This is a genomic window from uncultured Parasphingorhabdus sp., assembly GCF_963975555.1.
Lineage (GTDB): Bacteria > Pseudomonadota > Alphaproteobacteria > Sphingomonadales > Sphingomonadaceae > Parasphingorhabdus.
The window spans coordinates 13,701-28,848 of record NZ_CAXBHH010000011.1; the positions used below are offsets into that span (position 1 = coordinate 13,701).

General features: G+C 57.5%; 15 protein-coding genes and 1 riboswitch. Of the genes, 4 read left to right on the forward strand and 11 right to left on the reverse strand.

What is annotated here, in order from left to right; all coding sequences use genetic code 11:
• Positions 1–74: 74 nt before the first annotated feature.
• The 8 genes from AAC060_RS15670 to AAC060_RS15705 all read right to left on the reverse strand — a co-directional run bounded on the left by AAC060_RS15670 (position 75) and on the right by AAC060_RS15705 (position 7,185).
• Positions 75–533, reverse strand: coding sequence for a Rid family hydrolase (locus AAC060_RS15670; protein ID WP_339828004.1), 459 nt, complete (start codon positions 531–533; stop codon positions 75–77).
• A 300-nt stretch (positions 534–833) separates the two neighbouring features.
• Positions 834–1,037, reverse strand: coding sequence for a DUF4287 domain-containing protein (locus tag AAC060_RS15675; protein ID WP_339828006.1), 204 nt, complete (start codon positions 1,035–1,037; stop codon positions 834–836).
• Positions 1,037–2,935, reverse strand: a complete 1,899-nt coding sequence (gene thiC, locus AAC060_RS15680; protein ID WP_339828008.1) for a phosphomethylpyrimidine synthase ThiC — start codon at positions 2,933–2,935, stop codon at positions 1,037–1,039. The genes AAC060_RS15675 and thiC overlap by 1 nt, the downstream gene beginning before the upstream one ends.
• 22 nt (positions 2,936–2,957) lie before the next feature.
• Positions 2,958–3,362: a hypothetical protein gene (locus tag AAC060_RS15685; RefSeq protein ID WP_339828010.1), complete on the reverse strand. Its 405-nt coding sequence runs from the start codon at positions 3,360–3,362 to the stop codon at positions 2,958–2,960.
• A gap of 45 nt (positions 3,363–3,407) precedes the next feature.
• A riboswitch (TPP riboswitch) is annotated at positions 3,408–3,526 on the reverse strand.
• A gap of 81 nt (positions 3,527–3,607) precedes the next feature.
• Entirely contained in the window at positions 3,608–4,474 is an 867-nt protein-coding gene (locus tag AAC060_RS15690; protein ID WP_339828013.1) for a MipA/OmpV family protein, read from the reverse strand.
• A 97-nt stretch (positions 4,475–4,571) separates the two neighbouring features.
• The gene (locus tag AAC060_RS15695) at positions 4,572–5,951 is read right to left on the reverse strand and encodes an HD domain-containing phosphohydrolase (protein WP_339828015.1); all 1,380 of its coding nucleotides are present in this window, start codon (positions 5,949–5,951) and stop codon (positions 4,572–4,574) included.
• 69 nt (positions 5,952–6,020) lie between these two features.
• Positions 6,021–6,479, reverse strand: a complete 459-nt coding sequence (locus tag AAC060_RS15700) for a DUF2141 domain-containing protein (protein WP_339828017.1) — start codon at positions 6,477–6,479, stop codon at positions 6,021–6,023.
• Complete coding sequence (locus tag AAC060_RS15705) at positions 6,421–7,185, reverse strand: sterol desaturase family protein (protein WP_339828019.1); 765 nt, start codon at positions 7,183–7,185, stop codon at positions 6,421–6,423. Before AAC060_RS15705 ends, AAC060_RS15700 begins: the two co-directional genes overlap by 59 nt.
• 109 nt (positions 7,186–7,294) lie before the next feature.
• Between AAC060_RS15705 and crtY the strand changes: the two genes are divergently transcribed.
• Genes crtY through AAC060_RS15720 form a run of 3 tightly spaced genes read left to right on the forward strand, consistent with a single transcriptional unit; the run spans position 7,295 to position 10,933 of the window.
• Positions 7,295–8,467, forward strand: a complete 1,173-nt coding sequence (gene crtY / locus AAC060_RS15710) for a lycopene beta-cyclase CrtY (protein ID WP_339828021.1) — start codon at positions 7,295–7,297, stop codon at positions 8,465–8,467.
• A 13-nt stretch (positions 8,468–8,480) separates the two neighbouring features.
• Complete coding sequence (locus AAC060_RS15715; RefSeq protein WP_339828023.1) at positions 8,481–10,001, forward strand: phytoene desaturase; 1,521 nt, start codon at positions 8,481–8,483, stop codon at positions 9,999–10,001.
• Positions 9,998–10,933: a phytoene/squalene synthase family protein gene (locus AAC060_RS15720; protein WP_339828024.1), complete on the forward strand. Its 936-nt coding sequence runs from the start codon at positions 9,998–10,000 to the stop codon at positions 10,931–10,933. Before AAC060_RS15715 ends, AAC060_RS15720 begins: the two co-directional genes overlap by 4 nt.
• Here the strand turns inward: AAC060_RS15720 and AAC060_RS15725 are convergent.
• The 3 genes from AAC060_RS15725 to AAC060_RS15735 form a co-directional block, all read right to left on the reverse strand.
• Complete coding sequence (locus AAC060_RS15725; protein WP_339828028.1) at positions 10,930–11,718, reverse strand: 3'(2'),5'-bisphosphate nucleotidase CysQ; 789 nt, start codon at positions 11,716–11,718, stop codon at positions 10,930–10,932. The genes AAC060_RS15720 and AAC060_RS15725 overlap by 4 nt on opposite strands.
• A gap of 86 nt (positions 11,719–11,804) precedes the next feature.
• A complete protein-coding gene (locus AAC060_RS15730) occupies positions 11,805–13,151 on the reverse strand; it encodes a metallopeptidase TldD-related protein (RefSeq protein WP_339828029.1) in 1,347 nt (448 codons plus the stop codon).
• A gap of 87 nt (positions 13,152–13,238) precedes the next feature.
• Entirely contained in the window at positions 13,239–13,631 is a 393-nt protein-coding gene (locus tag AAC060_RS15735; RefSeq protein ID WP_339828031.1) for a hypothetical protein, read from the reverse strand.
• Positions 13,632–13,839: 208 nt separating this feature from the next.
• On the opposite strand from AAC060_RS15735, the gene AAC060_RS15740 reads away from it, so the two are divergent.
• Positions 13,840–15,132, forward strand: a complete 1,293-nt coding sequence (locus AAC060_RS15740; protein ID WP_339828034.1) for an NADH:flavin oxidoreductase/NADH oxidase family protein — start codon at positions 13,840–13,842, stop codon at positions 15,130–15,132.
• Positions 15,133–15,148: the final 16 nt, after the last annotated feature.

Consider the following 15,148-nt stretch of genomic DNA (forward strand, 5'->3'; position numbering starts at 1 on the left):
TCCGAATTTATGATGACAGTACACCCCTCCTAAAAAATCAAGCCACTTCTAAATCTCGTATCTTGTCCGGCGGGTCACTCCCCTCGCCGCTGCGCCACGATCTTGATCTCGACCACGCCGTCCGCCTCGTAGAGTGCGCTGATGCCGATCGCGGTCCAGGTGGCGAACGGGGCTTTGACATAGCGGTTTTTTACCTCGACCATTTCGTTGATCGAGCTTTGCAGGTCGGTGTGATAGCTGGTCAGGTCGACGACATCATCCCAGCTGACCCCGGCCCGTTCCAGCGTCCGGCTGATCCGGTCGAAGGCGCGGGTGAAAGCGGGTTTCAGGTCACTCTCTCCGGGCTCTGGCGTGACGATCACGCCGGACAGATAGACTTTGTCCCCGGCGATCACCGCATCGGCGTAACCGACCGCTGACTGGAAGGCGAGATTCCCGGCATCTTCCGGCATGATGACGTCTTTGGCGTCCTTCGCCTGTAGCGGCGGCGCAGCCATGACCAGCAGTGGCAGGACCATCCAAAATTTTCGCATATTGTTTACCCCCCTTTGATTGTACCGACTCGCTGGCGGAAAAGGCCAGCCGTTGCAGGGGGTTATACTGTACTCTTAGGCTGGCTGTCGTCAAGCGGGCGGGTGCGGGGGCGGTTTTCGGAGTGTGCATGATATTCGCTCGTCATCCTGAACTCGTTTCAGGACCTCGAACGACAGTGCGCAATCTCACGGGGTCCTGAAACGAGTTCAGGATGACGGTGCCGCCTTAGGATGACGGAGAACTTCGGTTCAGAATGATCAGGCCCGCTCGAAATGAGAAGACCTGATCATGCTGTCCCGTCATTCCTTCAGCGCATAAGCGACAATGGCGTTGGCATGGCCGTGGCCGATGTCATGCTCGTCCTTGAGCATGGCAACCAGTTCCATATGCTTGGCCGGCAAGCGGCTGCGCACGAGGCCCAGCCAATGGTCGATCGGCTGACCGTATTTCTTCTCGATCGATGGAAAATAGGACGCCGGTCCCTTCACCTTTTCGTCTGTCATTAGCTCACCTCGTCTTCTGGCAAATACAAGCGATCCCCCTTGTCCTTATAGACCTTGGCCATCTCGCGCATCCCCTCTTCCGCTGCGGCCTTACTCGCGGCTGCGGTGTCTGCGCCCAGTTTCTCGCTGGCGATAAAGCCTTCGGCGCTCTGGTTCTGTTTGCTGGCAAAATCGCGGACCTCTTGCGAGATTTTCATCGAACAGAATTTCGGCCCGCACATCGAGCAGAAATGGGCGGTCTTGGCGCCTTCTGCCGGGAGTGTCTGGTCGTGATATTGCATCGCGGTTTCGGGGTCGAGGCTGAGGTTGAACTGGTCGCGCCAGCGGAACTCGAAACGGGCTTTTGACAGCGCATCGTCGCGGACCTGAGCCGCCGGGTGGCCCTTGGCGAGATCGGCGGCGTGGGCGGCTAGCTTGTAGGTGATCACGCCGACCTTGACGTCGTCGCGGTCTGGCAGGCCGAGATGTTCCTTGGGCGTGACATAGCAGAGCATCGCGGTGCCATACCAGCCGATCTGGGCGGCGCCGATGCCGCTTGTGATATGGTCATAGCCGGGCGCGATGTCGGTTGTGAGGGGGCCGAGCGTGTAGAAAGGCGCTTCGCCGCAGACGGCTAGCTGCTTTTCCATATTCTCCTTGATCTTGTGCATCGGCACATGGCCGGGGCCTTCGATCATCACCTGTACGTCCGACTTCCACGCGCGGTGGGTCAGTTCGCCGAGCGTGTAGAGTTCGGAGAATTGCGCTTCGTCATTGGCGTCGGCAATCGAGCCGGGGCGCAGGCCGTCGCCGAGGCTGTAGGCGATGTCATAGGCCTTCATGATCTCGGTGATGTCGTCGAAATGTTCGTAGAGGAAGCTTTCCTTGTGATGGGCAAGGCACCATTTCGCCATGATCGATCCGCCGCGCGAAACGATGCCGGTGACGCGCTTGGCGGCCATCGGCACATAAGGCAGACGGACGCCGGCGTGGATGGTGAAATAGTCGACGCCCTGCTCGGCCTGCTCGATCAATGTATCGCGGAAAATTTCCCAGGTCAGGTCCTCGGCAACGCCGCCGACTTTTTCCAGCGCCTGATAGATCGGCACGGTGCCGATCGGCACGGGGCTGTTGCGGATGATCCATTCGCGGGTGTCGTGGATATTGCGGCCGGTGGACAGATCCATGACCGTGTCGGCGCCCCAGCGGATCGACCAGACCATCTTGTCGACTTCGTTGGCGACGTCGGAAGCCACCGCGCTATTGCCGATATTGGCGTTGATCTTGACGAGGAAATTGCGTCCGATCGCCATCGGTTCGGATTCGGGGTGATTGATATTGTTCGGAATGATCGCCCTGCCCCGTGCAATTTCGTCGCGGACGAATTCCGGCGTGACATAGTCGGGGATCGACGCGCCGAAGCTTTCGCCGTCGCGCTTATATTCCTTGAGCCGCTCGCGCCCGAGATTTTCGCGCTCGGCGACATATTCCATTTCAGGGGTGATGATGCCCTGACGCGCATAATGCATCTGGGAGACATTGGCGCCGGCTTTGGCGCGCAGCACCTTGCGGCGGACATTGGGGAACGGCGCAACGCCGCCGGAGCGGTCGGGGCCAAGCTGGCCATTGTCTTCCGGCTTGATCTCGCGCTGGTCGACTTCCTCGACATCGCCGCGCGCCTTGATCCACGGGCTGCGCAATTCGTTGAGGCCGGTCTTGATATCGATCAAAGCCTGCGGATCGGTATAAGGCCCGCTGGTGTCATAGACGCGGATCGGCGCTTCGCCGCCCTCAAGATGAATCTCGCGCATCGCCACGCGGATGCCGCTGCCGCTATGCGCTGCGACATGGACTTTTTTCGAGCCACTGATCGGGCCGGTGGTTACGCCGATTTCGGTTTTTGCTGGTAGGTCAGCCATAATATTCTGCTTTCTGTAAAGGTTAAACTTGGAGCCGGACGAGACCGGCGAAAATTGCGGCGAAGCCGAAGACGATCGCGAAGATCGCCCAGGCGCGTGATCCATTGGCCATCATCCTGCTGGCGAGGCCCATGAACCAGTCGCCGACCGCGAGGATCAACAATCCCTCGACCACAATCCAGCCGCCGATGACGGTGATCAGGATCGACAGCCAGTCGGACGGATTGAACGGATTCAGGAGATAGATGATCGCGCCAAGGCTCAGGACAACTATGCCGGTGACGAACTGGAGCCCGCTGCTGGTCTGGATTTCGCGGACCATTTTGGACCAGAAACCGGGATTGCGAAATTCGCCGACGCCGGCGGCCAGACCATAAAGGCCAAAAAATAGGGTGATCCACCCGGTGATATCGCCTGCACTGCCCATCGCCTCTCTCCTTCTGTCCTGATGGAGAAAGAGCGTGTCGGGATAACCGGATGACCGCTCCCTCCCTACGCCGGTGAGCCCGCGTCTGCGAAGCCGGATCAGGTTCTGCGGGTCGGGCGACGTTACGCGCCCCTCTCAGTCAAACGACTCCCCGGGGAATGGGTGGATGTTAGGGCGAAGCGGAGAGCAGGTCCAGTGAAGTTTACAGACCGGGGTCGCTCAACCAAAGGGCGTGGCGAGATTTCCTAGAATGTATAGCCTATGCCGATCGCGCCAAACCACTGGTCAGCGCTGCCGCGGATCGATGTGACCGGCGACCGTTTTGGATCGCCGAGCAACCGCGAATAGCTGCCCAGAAAAATCAGACCGAAACCGCCGTTGGTCGCGTCGCCATCGAGATCGACCGCGGTGAGCATCGTCGCGCCGACATTCTTCCAGCCGCTGTCAGCGGTGAAAGTCGGCAGGCCGCTAGCGGCTGATCCGGCTGGCGAAATGCTGAAATAATAATCGGCATAATTGTCATCGACATATTCGCCGCTGATCGCGAGGCTGGTGATAACACCGCGACTGAGCGGGGTAAAATAGGTCAGGCTGGGGAAGATGACCATGCCGTCATGCGCGCCAGCAACATCCCATCGCAGATCGACCTGCGCGGTCAGCGAGTCATAGGGATTGAGCACGCGATTGATCTGGATACCTGCAAAAGGTCCCACTTCAACTGCGAAGTCGAGCTTTCCCAGAGATCTTACCACTGGGTCCTTGATCGAATTTTGCCGATCAAAACGGGCCCGCACCACGGGGCCCAATATGAAGTCGACTTTCGCGCCTTTCTGATCCGGAATGAAGTCGAGCGCGATGCCAGGGCCGCGCGGCTGGAAATCGACGCCTTGGAAGCTGCCCAATATCACCGGCAGCGGAGAAATAGCATAATCGTCCGAACCTTCGTAGCTGGGGCCGGCCGCGATACCGATGCCTGCTGTCAGATAATCGCCGTCAAAGACAGAGCTTTCGACCGGCAACGGCGCCGGGTCTTCCTGCGCCAGAAGCGGGGACGATATCCCGAGGCCGAGAGAGAATAATGCAGTACGGCTCAGGACATTCAGATTTTTCAAGACGGTTCCCCATGTTATTTCGTAACGGTCCAACGCGCGGACGGCGGAACGGTTGCATCCCGATATAGTCGTCGCTCCCGCATATGGCAAAAAGCTTCTAGGACAACTGTCCCTGAGCAATCAGGTCCTGCAGCGCTTCAACGCATTGCTGATCCACCGCCGTACCCGTTTCGCTTTGCAAGATCGCCATCGCTTTTTCGGATGACATGGCCGACCGGTAGGGCCGGTCGGTAGTCAGGGCATCATAAATATCCGCGACCGTGATGATCCGCGATTCCAGCGCGATACTGCGTTCATCGAGACCAAGCGGATAGCCTTTGCCGTCGAGCCGTTCATGATGCGAACCGGCGATCATCGCCATATCGCTCATCACGCCAATCTGCCCGAGAATATTGGTCGTCAGCGCCGCATGGGATCGCATCGTTTCCCATTCTTCGGCATCGAGCTTGCCCGGTTTTTCGAGAATCGAACTGCTTACGCCCAATTTTCCGACATCATGCAAAATGGCAGCACGGCGCAGCACCCGGCGGGATGCAGCTCCCATTCCCAATATTTCAGCAATTTTATCTGCGATCATCCCGACCCGGGCACTATGGCCAGCGGTGTCGGGGCTTTTGGCATCAATTACATAGCCAAATGCAAAACAGATATCGTCGAGATAATCCTCGTCCACATTGATATATTGCGCAGCCGGTTCAAGCGCCCATAGTTGTTCAGGCAGATCCTCGAGCGCCAGTTCTTCCCAAAAGCCAACGGCTTCCGATAATTTCTCAAACAGGGCGCAGAGCTTTGGATCGAGCCAGCTTCCTGCTCGATTACGGACTTCTGCAAGCGCAGCATCCTTGCCCCTGGCCGTATAAAAGACGTCGACTACCTGAGCCAGCAGAGCGATCCGGCCGCCCAGATGAATATTGGAGCCGGCAATACCAAGAGGCAGCCCGCCTCCGTCCCAATGTTCGTCAAGATGGGCAATGGCCTGAGCGACATCTTCGGACAAGCGCAATCGCCGGGCGATATCCGCACCACGCGAGCAGCGGGTTGCCATGATATCGGTCATGATCTCACCGACATTTTCAGTGAGATTACATAAAGCCTGTTCGCGCACCTCCGGTGTCGCGTCAACGCCGACTGCGCCGCCCACAAATGCGCCGAAATCTTCCGGTTGCGGGCCGATCAGCTTGAAATCATGCTTCAGCTTGCGGTCGTCGCCGGCGAACATCTCGCTAACCCGCGCCGCATTGGCGCTGCAACCAAGGTCTTTGAGCAGAACCGCATAATAGATATCTCGCAGTTCGTCTCCGTTCAATCCCATCGCCATCGCCACTTGCGTACCGATCCAGCAGGCGCGGATACTGTGCCCTGCGGGCTGTCCTTCGGTAAGGTCCAGCGCATAGGAAAAGGCACCGAGAATTTCCGCCAATCGCGATTGGCCGGAACTGTCGTTCGCTTTAAAATATGCGTGGCTGGATTGAAACATTTCCGATGGCTCCTGTCTGCCCCGGTATATGGCCCTGCCAATCCTATTAAGCGGTTAATTTTTGGGGGATCAAAGGATATATTTCATGTGTACCGAATAACGCACATCGTCGGCGCCAAGGGTGAATTGAGCGGATTTGAACTTTGGCGGTCCCATCCCGATTTTGGGGTTGCGCGAAAAGCCGAAACCCTCCCGCGGCAGGAACAGTCGCAAGTCCATTTTCCCATTGGCATTTTCGTCGTGAATCAGCGCTACGGCGTAGGTTCCGGGTTTCACGCCGGCGATTTTAATGGAGTCCGCATTGGCCGCCGCAATTTTCAGTTTGCGGGCCTTTTTATCCTTGGTACAATCCGGAAAATAGTCGGGATCGGTGCTCAAGCAGACCAGAACATTGCCCTTTTCGGAGCGAAGGCCGGTTATCGCCAGGTCAACCGAAGCCGCAATGGCCGGCGTCGTCGCGGCCGGTGCTTCACTTGCCGAAGCGCTTGCCCCGAGGACCGCCGCCGAAACTGCTGCCAGGATCGGCAAGGCCGACATCCGTGCCGCAAATTTTGTCCCAAAAGCGGAAATATAACCCATAATTACCTCTGTAATATTCGTGATGTTTCTCGTGATGGGTCGCGGTTATCAGCCACTGTCCCAATCTACCCTGAACAAGCCAGCGCGGAAACATCTCCCACCCCATATGATTGGACACGCCCATAAGCGTCATGGTCAGCAATACCAAACCCAAAACGCCGACGTGAATCGGTATCGCGATGACCAGAGCGGGGATGACGACCGCTCCGCTAATTGCCTCGACCGGGTGGAAGCTCATCGCCGCCCATGCCGTGGGAGGGCGACTGTCATGATGGACCGCATGGGCAATCTTGAACCATCGCGGCCGGTGAAACAGCCGGTGGGTCCAGTAGAACCATGTGTCGTGCAGGACCAGATAGAGAAAATATGACAGCGGCAAATACCATAGCGGGTAGAGGTTCGGATCGGTGTAGATCTTCGTCCAGCCTGCATTCTGCCAGCCCCATGCGACAATGCCAGCAGGCACGCCGTAAATCGCGGCGGACAGCAGAGACCAGCGGATTTCCCGGCCAATCTGGGGTTTCAACTGGTCATAGTGGCCGGGCCGCACCCGACCCGTCAGCCAGGCAAAGAAACCGCTGCTCAGCAGATAGCGTCCGCCGACGATAAAAGTCATCGCGAGAGCGGAAATTAGAACCGGTAGAGCATATTCCATCGGCAGGGAATATGCCGCCGGTCGCCGCTGAGCAAGGCCTAAAGCATGAACCGACTACCTGCTTTCAGACAGGCTTTCCACGGCATTCGCGTTCGGCTAGGGATATGGGATGCCGAGCAAAATGCCCAATTCACCACCCTATGATTTGGCGATCGCCGGGGGTGGTCTGGCGGGTGGTCTGCTAACACTGGCGCTGGCAAAATTGCGGCCCGAACTGAATATCGCGCTGATTGAGGCCGAGGATCATTTTGGCGGCAATCATATCTGGTCCTTTTTCGAAAGCGACGTTGAACCTGAGCATCGCTGGCTGGTCGAGCCGCTGATCTCCCGCCAGTGGAGCAGCTATGATGTGCATTTCCCGAAATATAGCCGCACGCTCGGCAATGGCTATTATTCGATCGAGTCACGAAATCTCGACCGGGAATTGCGCAAGCGCCTGCCCGCCGGAGCGCTGAAGAGCGGGCAAAAAGTGGCGAAGGTCGAACCCGGACTTGTCCAGCTTTCAGATGGCGGAAAAATTACGGCGAAAGCGGTGCTCGATGTGCGCGGTGGCGGCGACATTTCTGCGCTGGATATCGGCTGGCAGAAATTTTGCGGCCAGATGCTCAGGCTGAAACAGCCGCACGGACTGGAGCGACCAGTCATTATGGATGCGACGGTCGAGCAGATTGACGGCTATCGCTTCGTCTATTGCCTGCCGTTCAGCGACACCGAGATTTTCGTCGAAGACACTTATTATGCCGACACAGCAGCGCTCGACAGCGCCACCTCCCACTGCCGAATTGTCGAATATGCAGCCGCGCGGGGATGGGAAATCGAAACGGTAACCAGCGAAGAAAAAGGCCAGCTTCCAGTGATTTATGGAGGGAACTTCGAAGCCTTCTGGAACGCCAACAAGAGCGTCGATGCCCGTGCCGGCGCCCGGGCGGCGCTGATCCAGCCGATTACCAGCTATTCCCTGCCAATGGCGGTCCGGACCGCGATCCTGATCGCCGAGATGCCCGAAATCAGCCAGAGCAAACTCGACAAAATGCTGCGCGATCTTGCGACACAACATTGGAAAGACGGCAAATTCTATCGGCTGCTCTGCGCCTTCCTGTTTCTTGGTGCCGATCCCGAGAAACGTTACAAGACACTGGAACATAGCTATGCCAAGAGCGAACCGTTACTCGCCCGCTTTTATGCCGGAAAATCGACCTGGATGGACAAGATCAGCCTGCTGACCGGCAAACCGCCCATTCCGGTGTCCCGTGCCATTCGCCTTTTGTTAAAATTTAGATGAGTATTCCTGTTACATGAGTGATGTTGCAAAATCGCAGAGCGAATTGTTCAAGAAAGCGGCCGTGATCGGGTCCGGCTTTGGCGGCCTCGCGCTCGCCATCCGCCTGCAATCGGCCGGTATCCAGACCACCATATTGGAAGGCCGCGACAAGCCGGGCGGGCGGGCTTATTATTGGGAAAAAGAGGGCTTTATCTTTGACGGCGGCCCGACCGTCATCACCGATCCCGATTGTCTGTCGCAGCTGTGGGAACTGACCGGCAATGATATGGCGAAAGATATCGAGCTGATGCCGGTATCACCTTTCTACCGACTCAACTGGCCGGACGGCACCAATTTCGACTATGTGAATGATCCCGAAGAGCTTTACGCCAATATCGCGGCGATCGAACCGGATGATGTCGAAGGCTACAAGAAATTCCTAGAATATAGCGGCGGGCTATACGAGGAAGGCTATGTCAAGCTGGGTACCAAGGCGTTCCTCGATTTCAAGTCGATGATCAAGGCGGCCCCTGCCCTGATGAAATATGAAGCCTATCGCTCGGTCTACGCCAAAGTGGCCAGTTTTGTAAAAAACGAGAAATTGCGCGAATTCTTGTCCTTCCAGTCGCTGCTGGTCGGTGGCAATCCGATGAAGACCAGCGCGATTTACGGCCTGATCCACAAGCTGGAACGGCTCGGCGGGGTCTGGTTTGCCAAGGGGGGGACCAACATGCTGGTCACCGCGATGGTCAAGCATTTCGAACGGATCGGCGGCGTAATCCGGCTCGATGATCCGGTGACGAGCATCGATACAATCGGCGACCGCGCCTCCGGGGTCACCTGCAAATCGGGCTGGAGCGAGCGCTTTGATGCCGTCGCCTCCAACGCCGATATCATGCACAGCTACCGCGACCTGCTCGGGCATAAACATCGCAGCGCGACCGTCACGGAAAAGCTGAAGAAGAAGAAATATTCGCCTTCGCTGTTCGTCGTGCATTTTGGCCTGAAGGGCAGCTGGCCGGGTATCCCGCACCATATGATCCTGTTCGGGCCGCGCTATAAAGGGTTGCTAGAGGATATTTACGACAATGGCGTGCTGCCGAGCGATTTCTCGCTCTACCTGCACCATCCCACGGTCACCGATCCGGAAATGGCGCCCGAAGGGCATAGCACTTTCTACGTGCTAGCCCCGGTACCGCATCAGGGCAAGTTGCCGATCGACTGGGAGGTCATGGGACCGATCTACAAGAAACGCATTCTCGATGAAATCGGGCACCGGCTGATCCCCGATATCCATGACCGGATCATCACCAGCTTTCACTATACGCCGCAGGATTTCGGCACGGACCTCAATGCCCATCTCGGCAGCGCGTTCAGCCTAGAGCCGCTGCTCACGCAAAGCGCGTGGTTCCGCGTACACAATCGCGACGATATCATCGACAATCTCTATTTCGTCGGCGCCGGCACCCATCCGGGCGCGGGTATCCCCGGCGTGGTCGGCAGCGCCAAGGCAACCGCCGAATTGATGCTGGAGGATATGGGAGAGGCGCGATGAACCGCAAAAATCTTGTCCTTCACGCCAGAAAGAGCATCGAACGCGGGTCGAAATCTTTCTCCCGGGCCTCGAAACTATTCTCCAGACCGACGCGCGAACGTACCTGGCTGCTCTACAGCTGGTGTCGCGCCTGTGATGATCTGGCCGACGGACAGGATCATGGTCACGGCATGTCCACAGTCGCCAACCCGGAAAAAGCGATCGCGGCCATGCGGATGATGACGCGGCGTGCGCACGGCGGTGAACAGACCGGAAATCCGCCGTTCGATGCCTTTGGCGTCGTTGCGCAGGAATGTAATATCCCCCTTTCTCTGGCGAATGACATGATCGACGGCTTTGCGCTGGATGCCCGGGGCTGGCGGCCGGAAACCGGAAATGATCTGCTGCAATATTGCTATCATGTCGCCGGAACCGTCGGTTGCATGATGGCGGTAGTGATGGGCGTTCCGGCCAACGATCAGGAAGTGCTCGATCGCGCCTGTGATCTCGGACTGGCGTTCCAGCTAGCCAATATTGCGCGGGACGTCGCCGAGGATGCGCAGGCCGGACGCTGCTATTTGCCAAAAGCATGGCTCGCCGAAGCGGGCATTAATCCCGATGACATCATGAACCCGGACCACCGGGACGCGCTCATCACCCAGATCAACGGGCTTTGCGATCTGGCGGGCGAATATGAGCGTTCCGCGCGGGTCGGCGCTGCAAACCTGCCCTTCCGGTCGCGCTGGGCTGTGCTGGCCGCTGCCGGTATTTACGGAGATATTGCGCGCGCGATCAAAAAGAGCGACGGCGCTTCGCTGGACAGACGGATATATACCAGCAAGGTTAAAAAACTGGGCTGGATAGTGAAAGCTTTTGGCCAGGCGATGTTCAAATCGACCAAGCGCGACCGTCAGGGGCTCTGGACAAGAGAGCGCGCGATCCGTCCAGCCTAGTGGCTGGCGCCGTTTTCGGTAACATATTTGCCGATACGCTTCACCGCCTCGCCAAAGAGATTTTCCGAACAGCACAATACCCCGAGCGCTTTGCCGTGAGTGCCGTTGTAAACCAGAGTTTCGCCGAGCGCATTGGTGACGCTGGCCCCCGCTTCGGTGGCAATCACATGGGCAGCGGCGATATCCCATTCGTGGCCCCAACGGGTCGAGGCCACAACATCTGCCCGGTCATCCGCAACCATCGCCATTCTCAGCGCAATGCTGTTTGGCTTCGGCACAACAGTGAAATTGAGTCCGGGCGGCAGCTCTTCCGCCGGAATGCGGCAGCCGTCATATTGCTGAACATGGCTGGCGATCAAGGCCCTGCCATTCACTTCGGCATGACTGCCCGCCTTGGCAATCCAGACCTCCTGCATAGCCGGAGCGACGAGTATTCCGAAAACCGGAGAGTCATTCTGGACCAGAGCGACCGAGACGCACCAGCCGGTCTTGCCGGCGACAAAATCCTTGGTGCCGTCGATCGGATCGACCACCCAGGTCAGTTCGTCGCCAGCACCGCTATGATCGATATGGGTTTCTTCCGAGAGCCATCCGGCTTCGGGAAGCATTTTTTCGAGCTCCAGTCGCAAGAACCGGTCGACCGCCAGGTCGGCGTCGCTGACAATCTGTCCGGGTGACTTTTCCCAGGTCTTGTCGGCCTTTTTACCGAGCTGCCAGTCGCGCATGGCGAGCGCCCCGCCCTCTTGGGCGATCGCGATGACCCGGTCAAAATCGATATCAGCCACAAGTTTCTCCGTTCGCCCCGATCTTGTCGAGGGGCGCTTCTGTTCCGATAGGCGTGGTTCGACGGGCGTACCACTAACGGATTTGTTCAGCCGCCCGCCACCGTCATGCTGTCGGTGCGCAAGGTCGGCGCGTTGATGCTATAACGATATTCCAGATCATCGGCCGCAATCAGGCTCTTGAACATGTCTTTCAGATTGCCGGCAATAGTGATTTCCGAGATCGGCGGCCCGATCTGCCCATCGACGATCAGGAAACCGCCTGCGCCCCGGCTATAATCACCAGTCACCGGGTTGACGCCCATGCCGATCAGTTCGGTAATATAGACGCCGTGCTTGATATCCTTGATCAGCTCCGCCTTGCTGACCGAGCCATTGCCCATATGCAGGTTGGTCACGCTCACGCCCGGTGCACCACCGACACCGCGCGAGGCATGTCCGGTTGGTTGCAGTCCCAACTGGCGAGCGGAAGCGCTTTCCATCAGCCATTGAGTCAGGCGACCATTGTCGATCAATTTGGTCTTAGCGGTGGGCAAGCCTTCGCCGTCAAACGCCTTTGACCGGAGACCGCGCTTGCGGTGGGGGCAATCGATGATGTTCAGGGCGCTGTCAAACACCTGCGTGTCCAGCGCATCGAGCAGAAAACTGGTTTTGCGCGCAATCGCACTACCGGCAATGGCGCCGACAAAATGGCCGAGCAGGCTGTTGCCGACGCGAGAATCAAAAACGACGGGCATCGCACCAGAGGCAAAATCCACCGGGTTGAGCCGCGAAACGGCCCGTTCTCCCGCTTCCTTACCTATATTTTCAGGATTCTCGAGATCTTCGAGAAAGCGCACGCTGTCATAGGCATAGTCGCGTTCCATACCATCGCCTTCCCCGGCAATAACGCTGGCTGACAGGCTGTAGCCGCTGGTGGAATAAGCGCCGGAGAAACCGTGGCTAGTCGCCAGTGCAACGATGCTGCGACCGGCGCTGGCGCCACCACCTTCGCTATTGCTAACGCCCTCGACGGATCGGGCTGCATCCTCTGCCTTTAACGCCAGTTCGCGCAACAGCTCGGGTTCCGGGTTCTGGCCGTCATCTCCGTCGATCGGATGCGGCTCTGATTTCAGCAGCAATTCTTCGGGAGCCAGACCGGCATATTGGTCTTCCGGTGCCTCTCTGGCCATATCCATAGCGCGTCCGACCAGAGCGGACAGGATTTTCGGATCCATATCGGAGGAAGACACGGTCGCCGAACGCTTGCCGACAAAAACCCTCAGGCCGATTTCTTCGCCTTCGGACCGTTCAACATCTTCCAGATTTCCGAGACGGATTTGCACCTGCGTCGCGGCATCGCAGACATAGATGGCGTCGGCAGCGTCAGCACCGGCTTTTTTGGCTTGGGATATAAGGGCGTCGGCGCGATCCTGCGCTTCTGTAGGTTTTAGCATATGCCGGACATAGGTGCGGCACCCTACAAGGTCAACGATGTGGTGTTAATTGGTGAAGAAACGATCGCCGGTTTTAAGCGCCCGTTTTTAGAGCATGGGTCCAACGGTCTTGATCACACCGACGAAGACAAAGGGCAAACCGATAGCCAGCACCCACAGGAGTATCTGATCGGACCGGAATTTTGCGGCAATGCTCTGCTCGGTCAGGCCGCTGCTGCCGATATCTGCCCATCGCTTTTCAAATTTTCGGCAGAAAGGGATGATCACCGCAACCAGCACAACCAGACCGAAATAGGGAGCGATCGACATGCCGCTGGTTTCTATAAAGCTGAGCACGAAGAAAATCTGCATCATTGTGTAGACCAACAAGGCGGCAGCACAATTGTTGCTCATCTTCTTGTCCCAGCGAACGGCTGTGTTTCGCACATCCTGACGCGCGTGGTTTTTACCAACTGATTTCCGAGATGCTGCTGCGACCATTTCTATCCCCTTCAGAATTTCATCCTGTGAACATCGCCGGAAGTTTGCCCCCGTGCAATAAAGATCAATACTATACCTTTTTACCGTAAATGCAAAATCACCGGTTTTGCAACATATTATTGCACTGCCAGCCCGTTTCGCTTGCCAAAAATTGCAGGATGCGACAGAATCAGTTTTAGAACGCAATTCAACTCCGGGGCTAAATATCATGACCACAAACCTTTCCGATCCGCTGATGCTGCCTTGCGGTATCGCCCTGCCCAATCGCCTCGCAAAAGCAGCAATGACCGAAGGTTTGGCCAGTCCGAACGGTATCCCGACAGCGGAACTGGAACGGCTATACGGGCTCTGGTCCGATGGCGGCGCCGGGATGCTGCTCAGCGGCAATATCCAGATTGATCGTGACCATCTCGAACGACCGGGAAATGTTGTCATTGATCGCCAAGCGGATAATGCCATGATGTCCGCACTGAAAAGCTGGGCACAGGCAGCGACCCGTAACGGTAATCATTTCTGGGCGCAGATCAGCCATGCCGGACGGCAGACCCAAAGCAATGTAAACAAGCATCCCAAGGCTCCGTCTGCCGTTAAACTCGGCCTTCCCGGCGGGCAATTCGGCGAGCCGGTTGCGCTGACGATAGAAGAGATTGAAGAGCTGGTCGACCGCTTCGCACTGGCGGCGAAGACCTGTCAGGCGGCTGGTTTTACCGGCGCGCAAATCCATGCTGCTCACGGCTATCTGCTGAGCAGCTTTCTCAGCCCGCGGGCCAACCAGCGTACAGACGAATATGGCGGCAGTCTGGAGAACCGGGCGCGTTTCCTGCTTGCGGTCGTGGCCAAGATGCGCGCGGCAGTCGGTCCCGATTTTCCTATCGCGGTCAAGCTCAACAGCGCCGATTTCCAGAAGGGCGGATTCAATTTCGACGACAGTCTGCAAGTATTGAAATGGCTGGAACAGGCCAGTGTTGATCTGGTCGAGATTTCCGGCGGCACCTATGAACAACCGGCGCTGATGGGCGCAGACGGCATCGAAGAGAAGGAACAGCAGAATCTTGCGCCTTCGACAAAGAAACGCGAGGCCTATTTCGTCGATTTCGCCAAAGCGATGCAGGATGCAGTCACGGTTCCGCTCATGGTAACCGGCGGTTTCCGGACCCGTGCGGCGATGGAATCGGCGGTGGAAAGCGGTGCAGCCGATCTGATCGGTCTGGGCCGTCCGATGTGCGTGATGACCGACGCCCCGAAGCGTTTATTGGAAGATCTGGAAGCATTACCGCGCTATGAGGACGAGCTTCGTCTGATTCCCAAATCATTGGGTTTTCTCATGCGTTTCCAGATGATCAAGGCGGTTGCCGGCTTCGCTACAATCTACTGGTTCTACGAACAGCTCGAAAATCTTGGCAAGAGCGGAAAGACCGATCCGAACCTGAGCGTGTTCAAGGCGTTCCGCGCGGTCGAAGCCCGCAATAAACGGATATTGGCAGCGCGCAGCCCCCGCTGATCTTCTCGGGCACCGT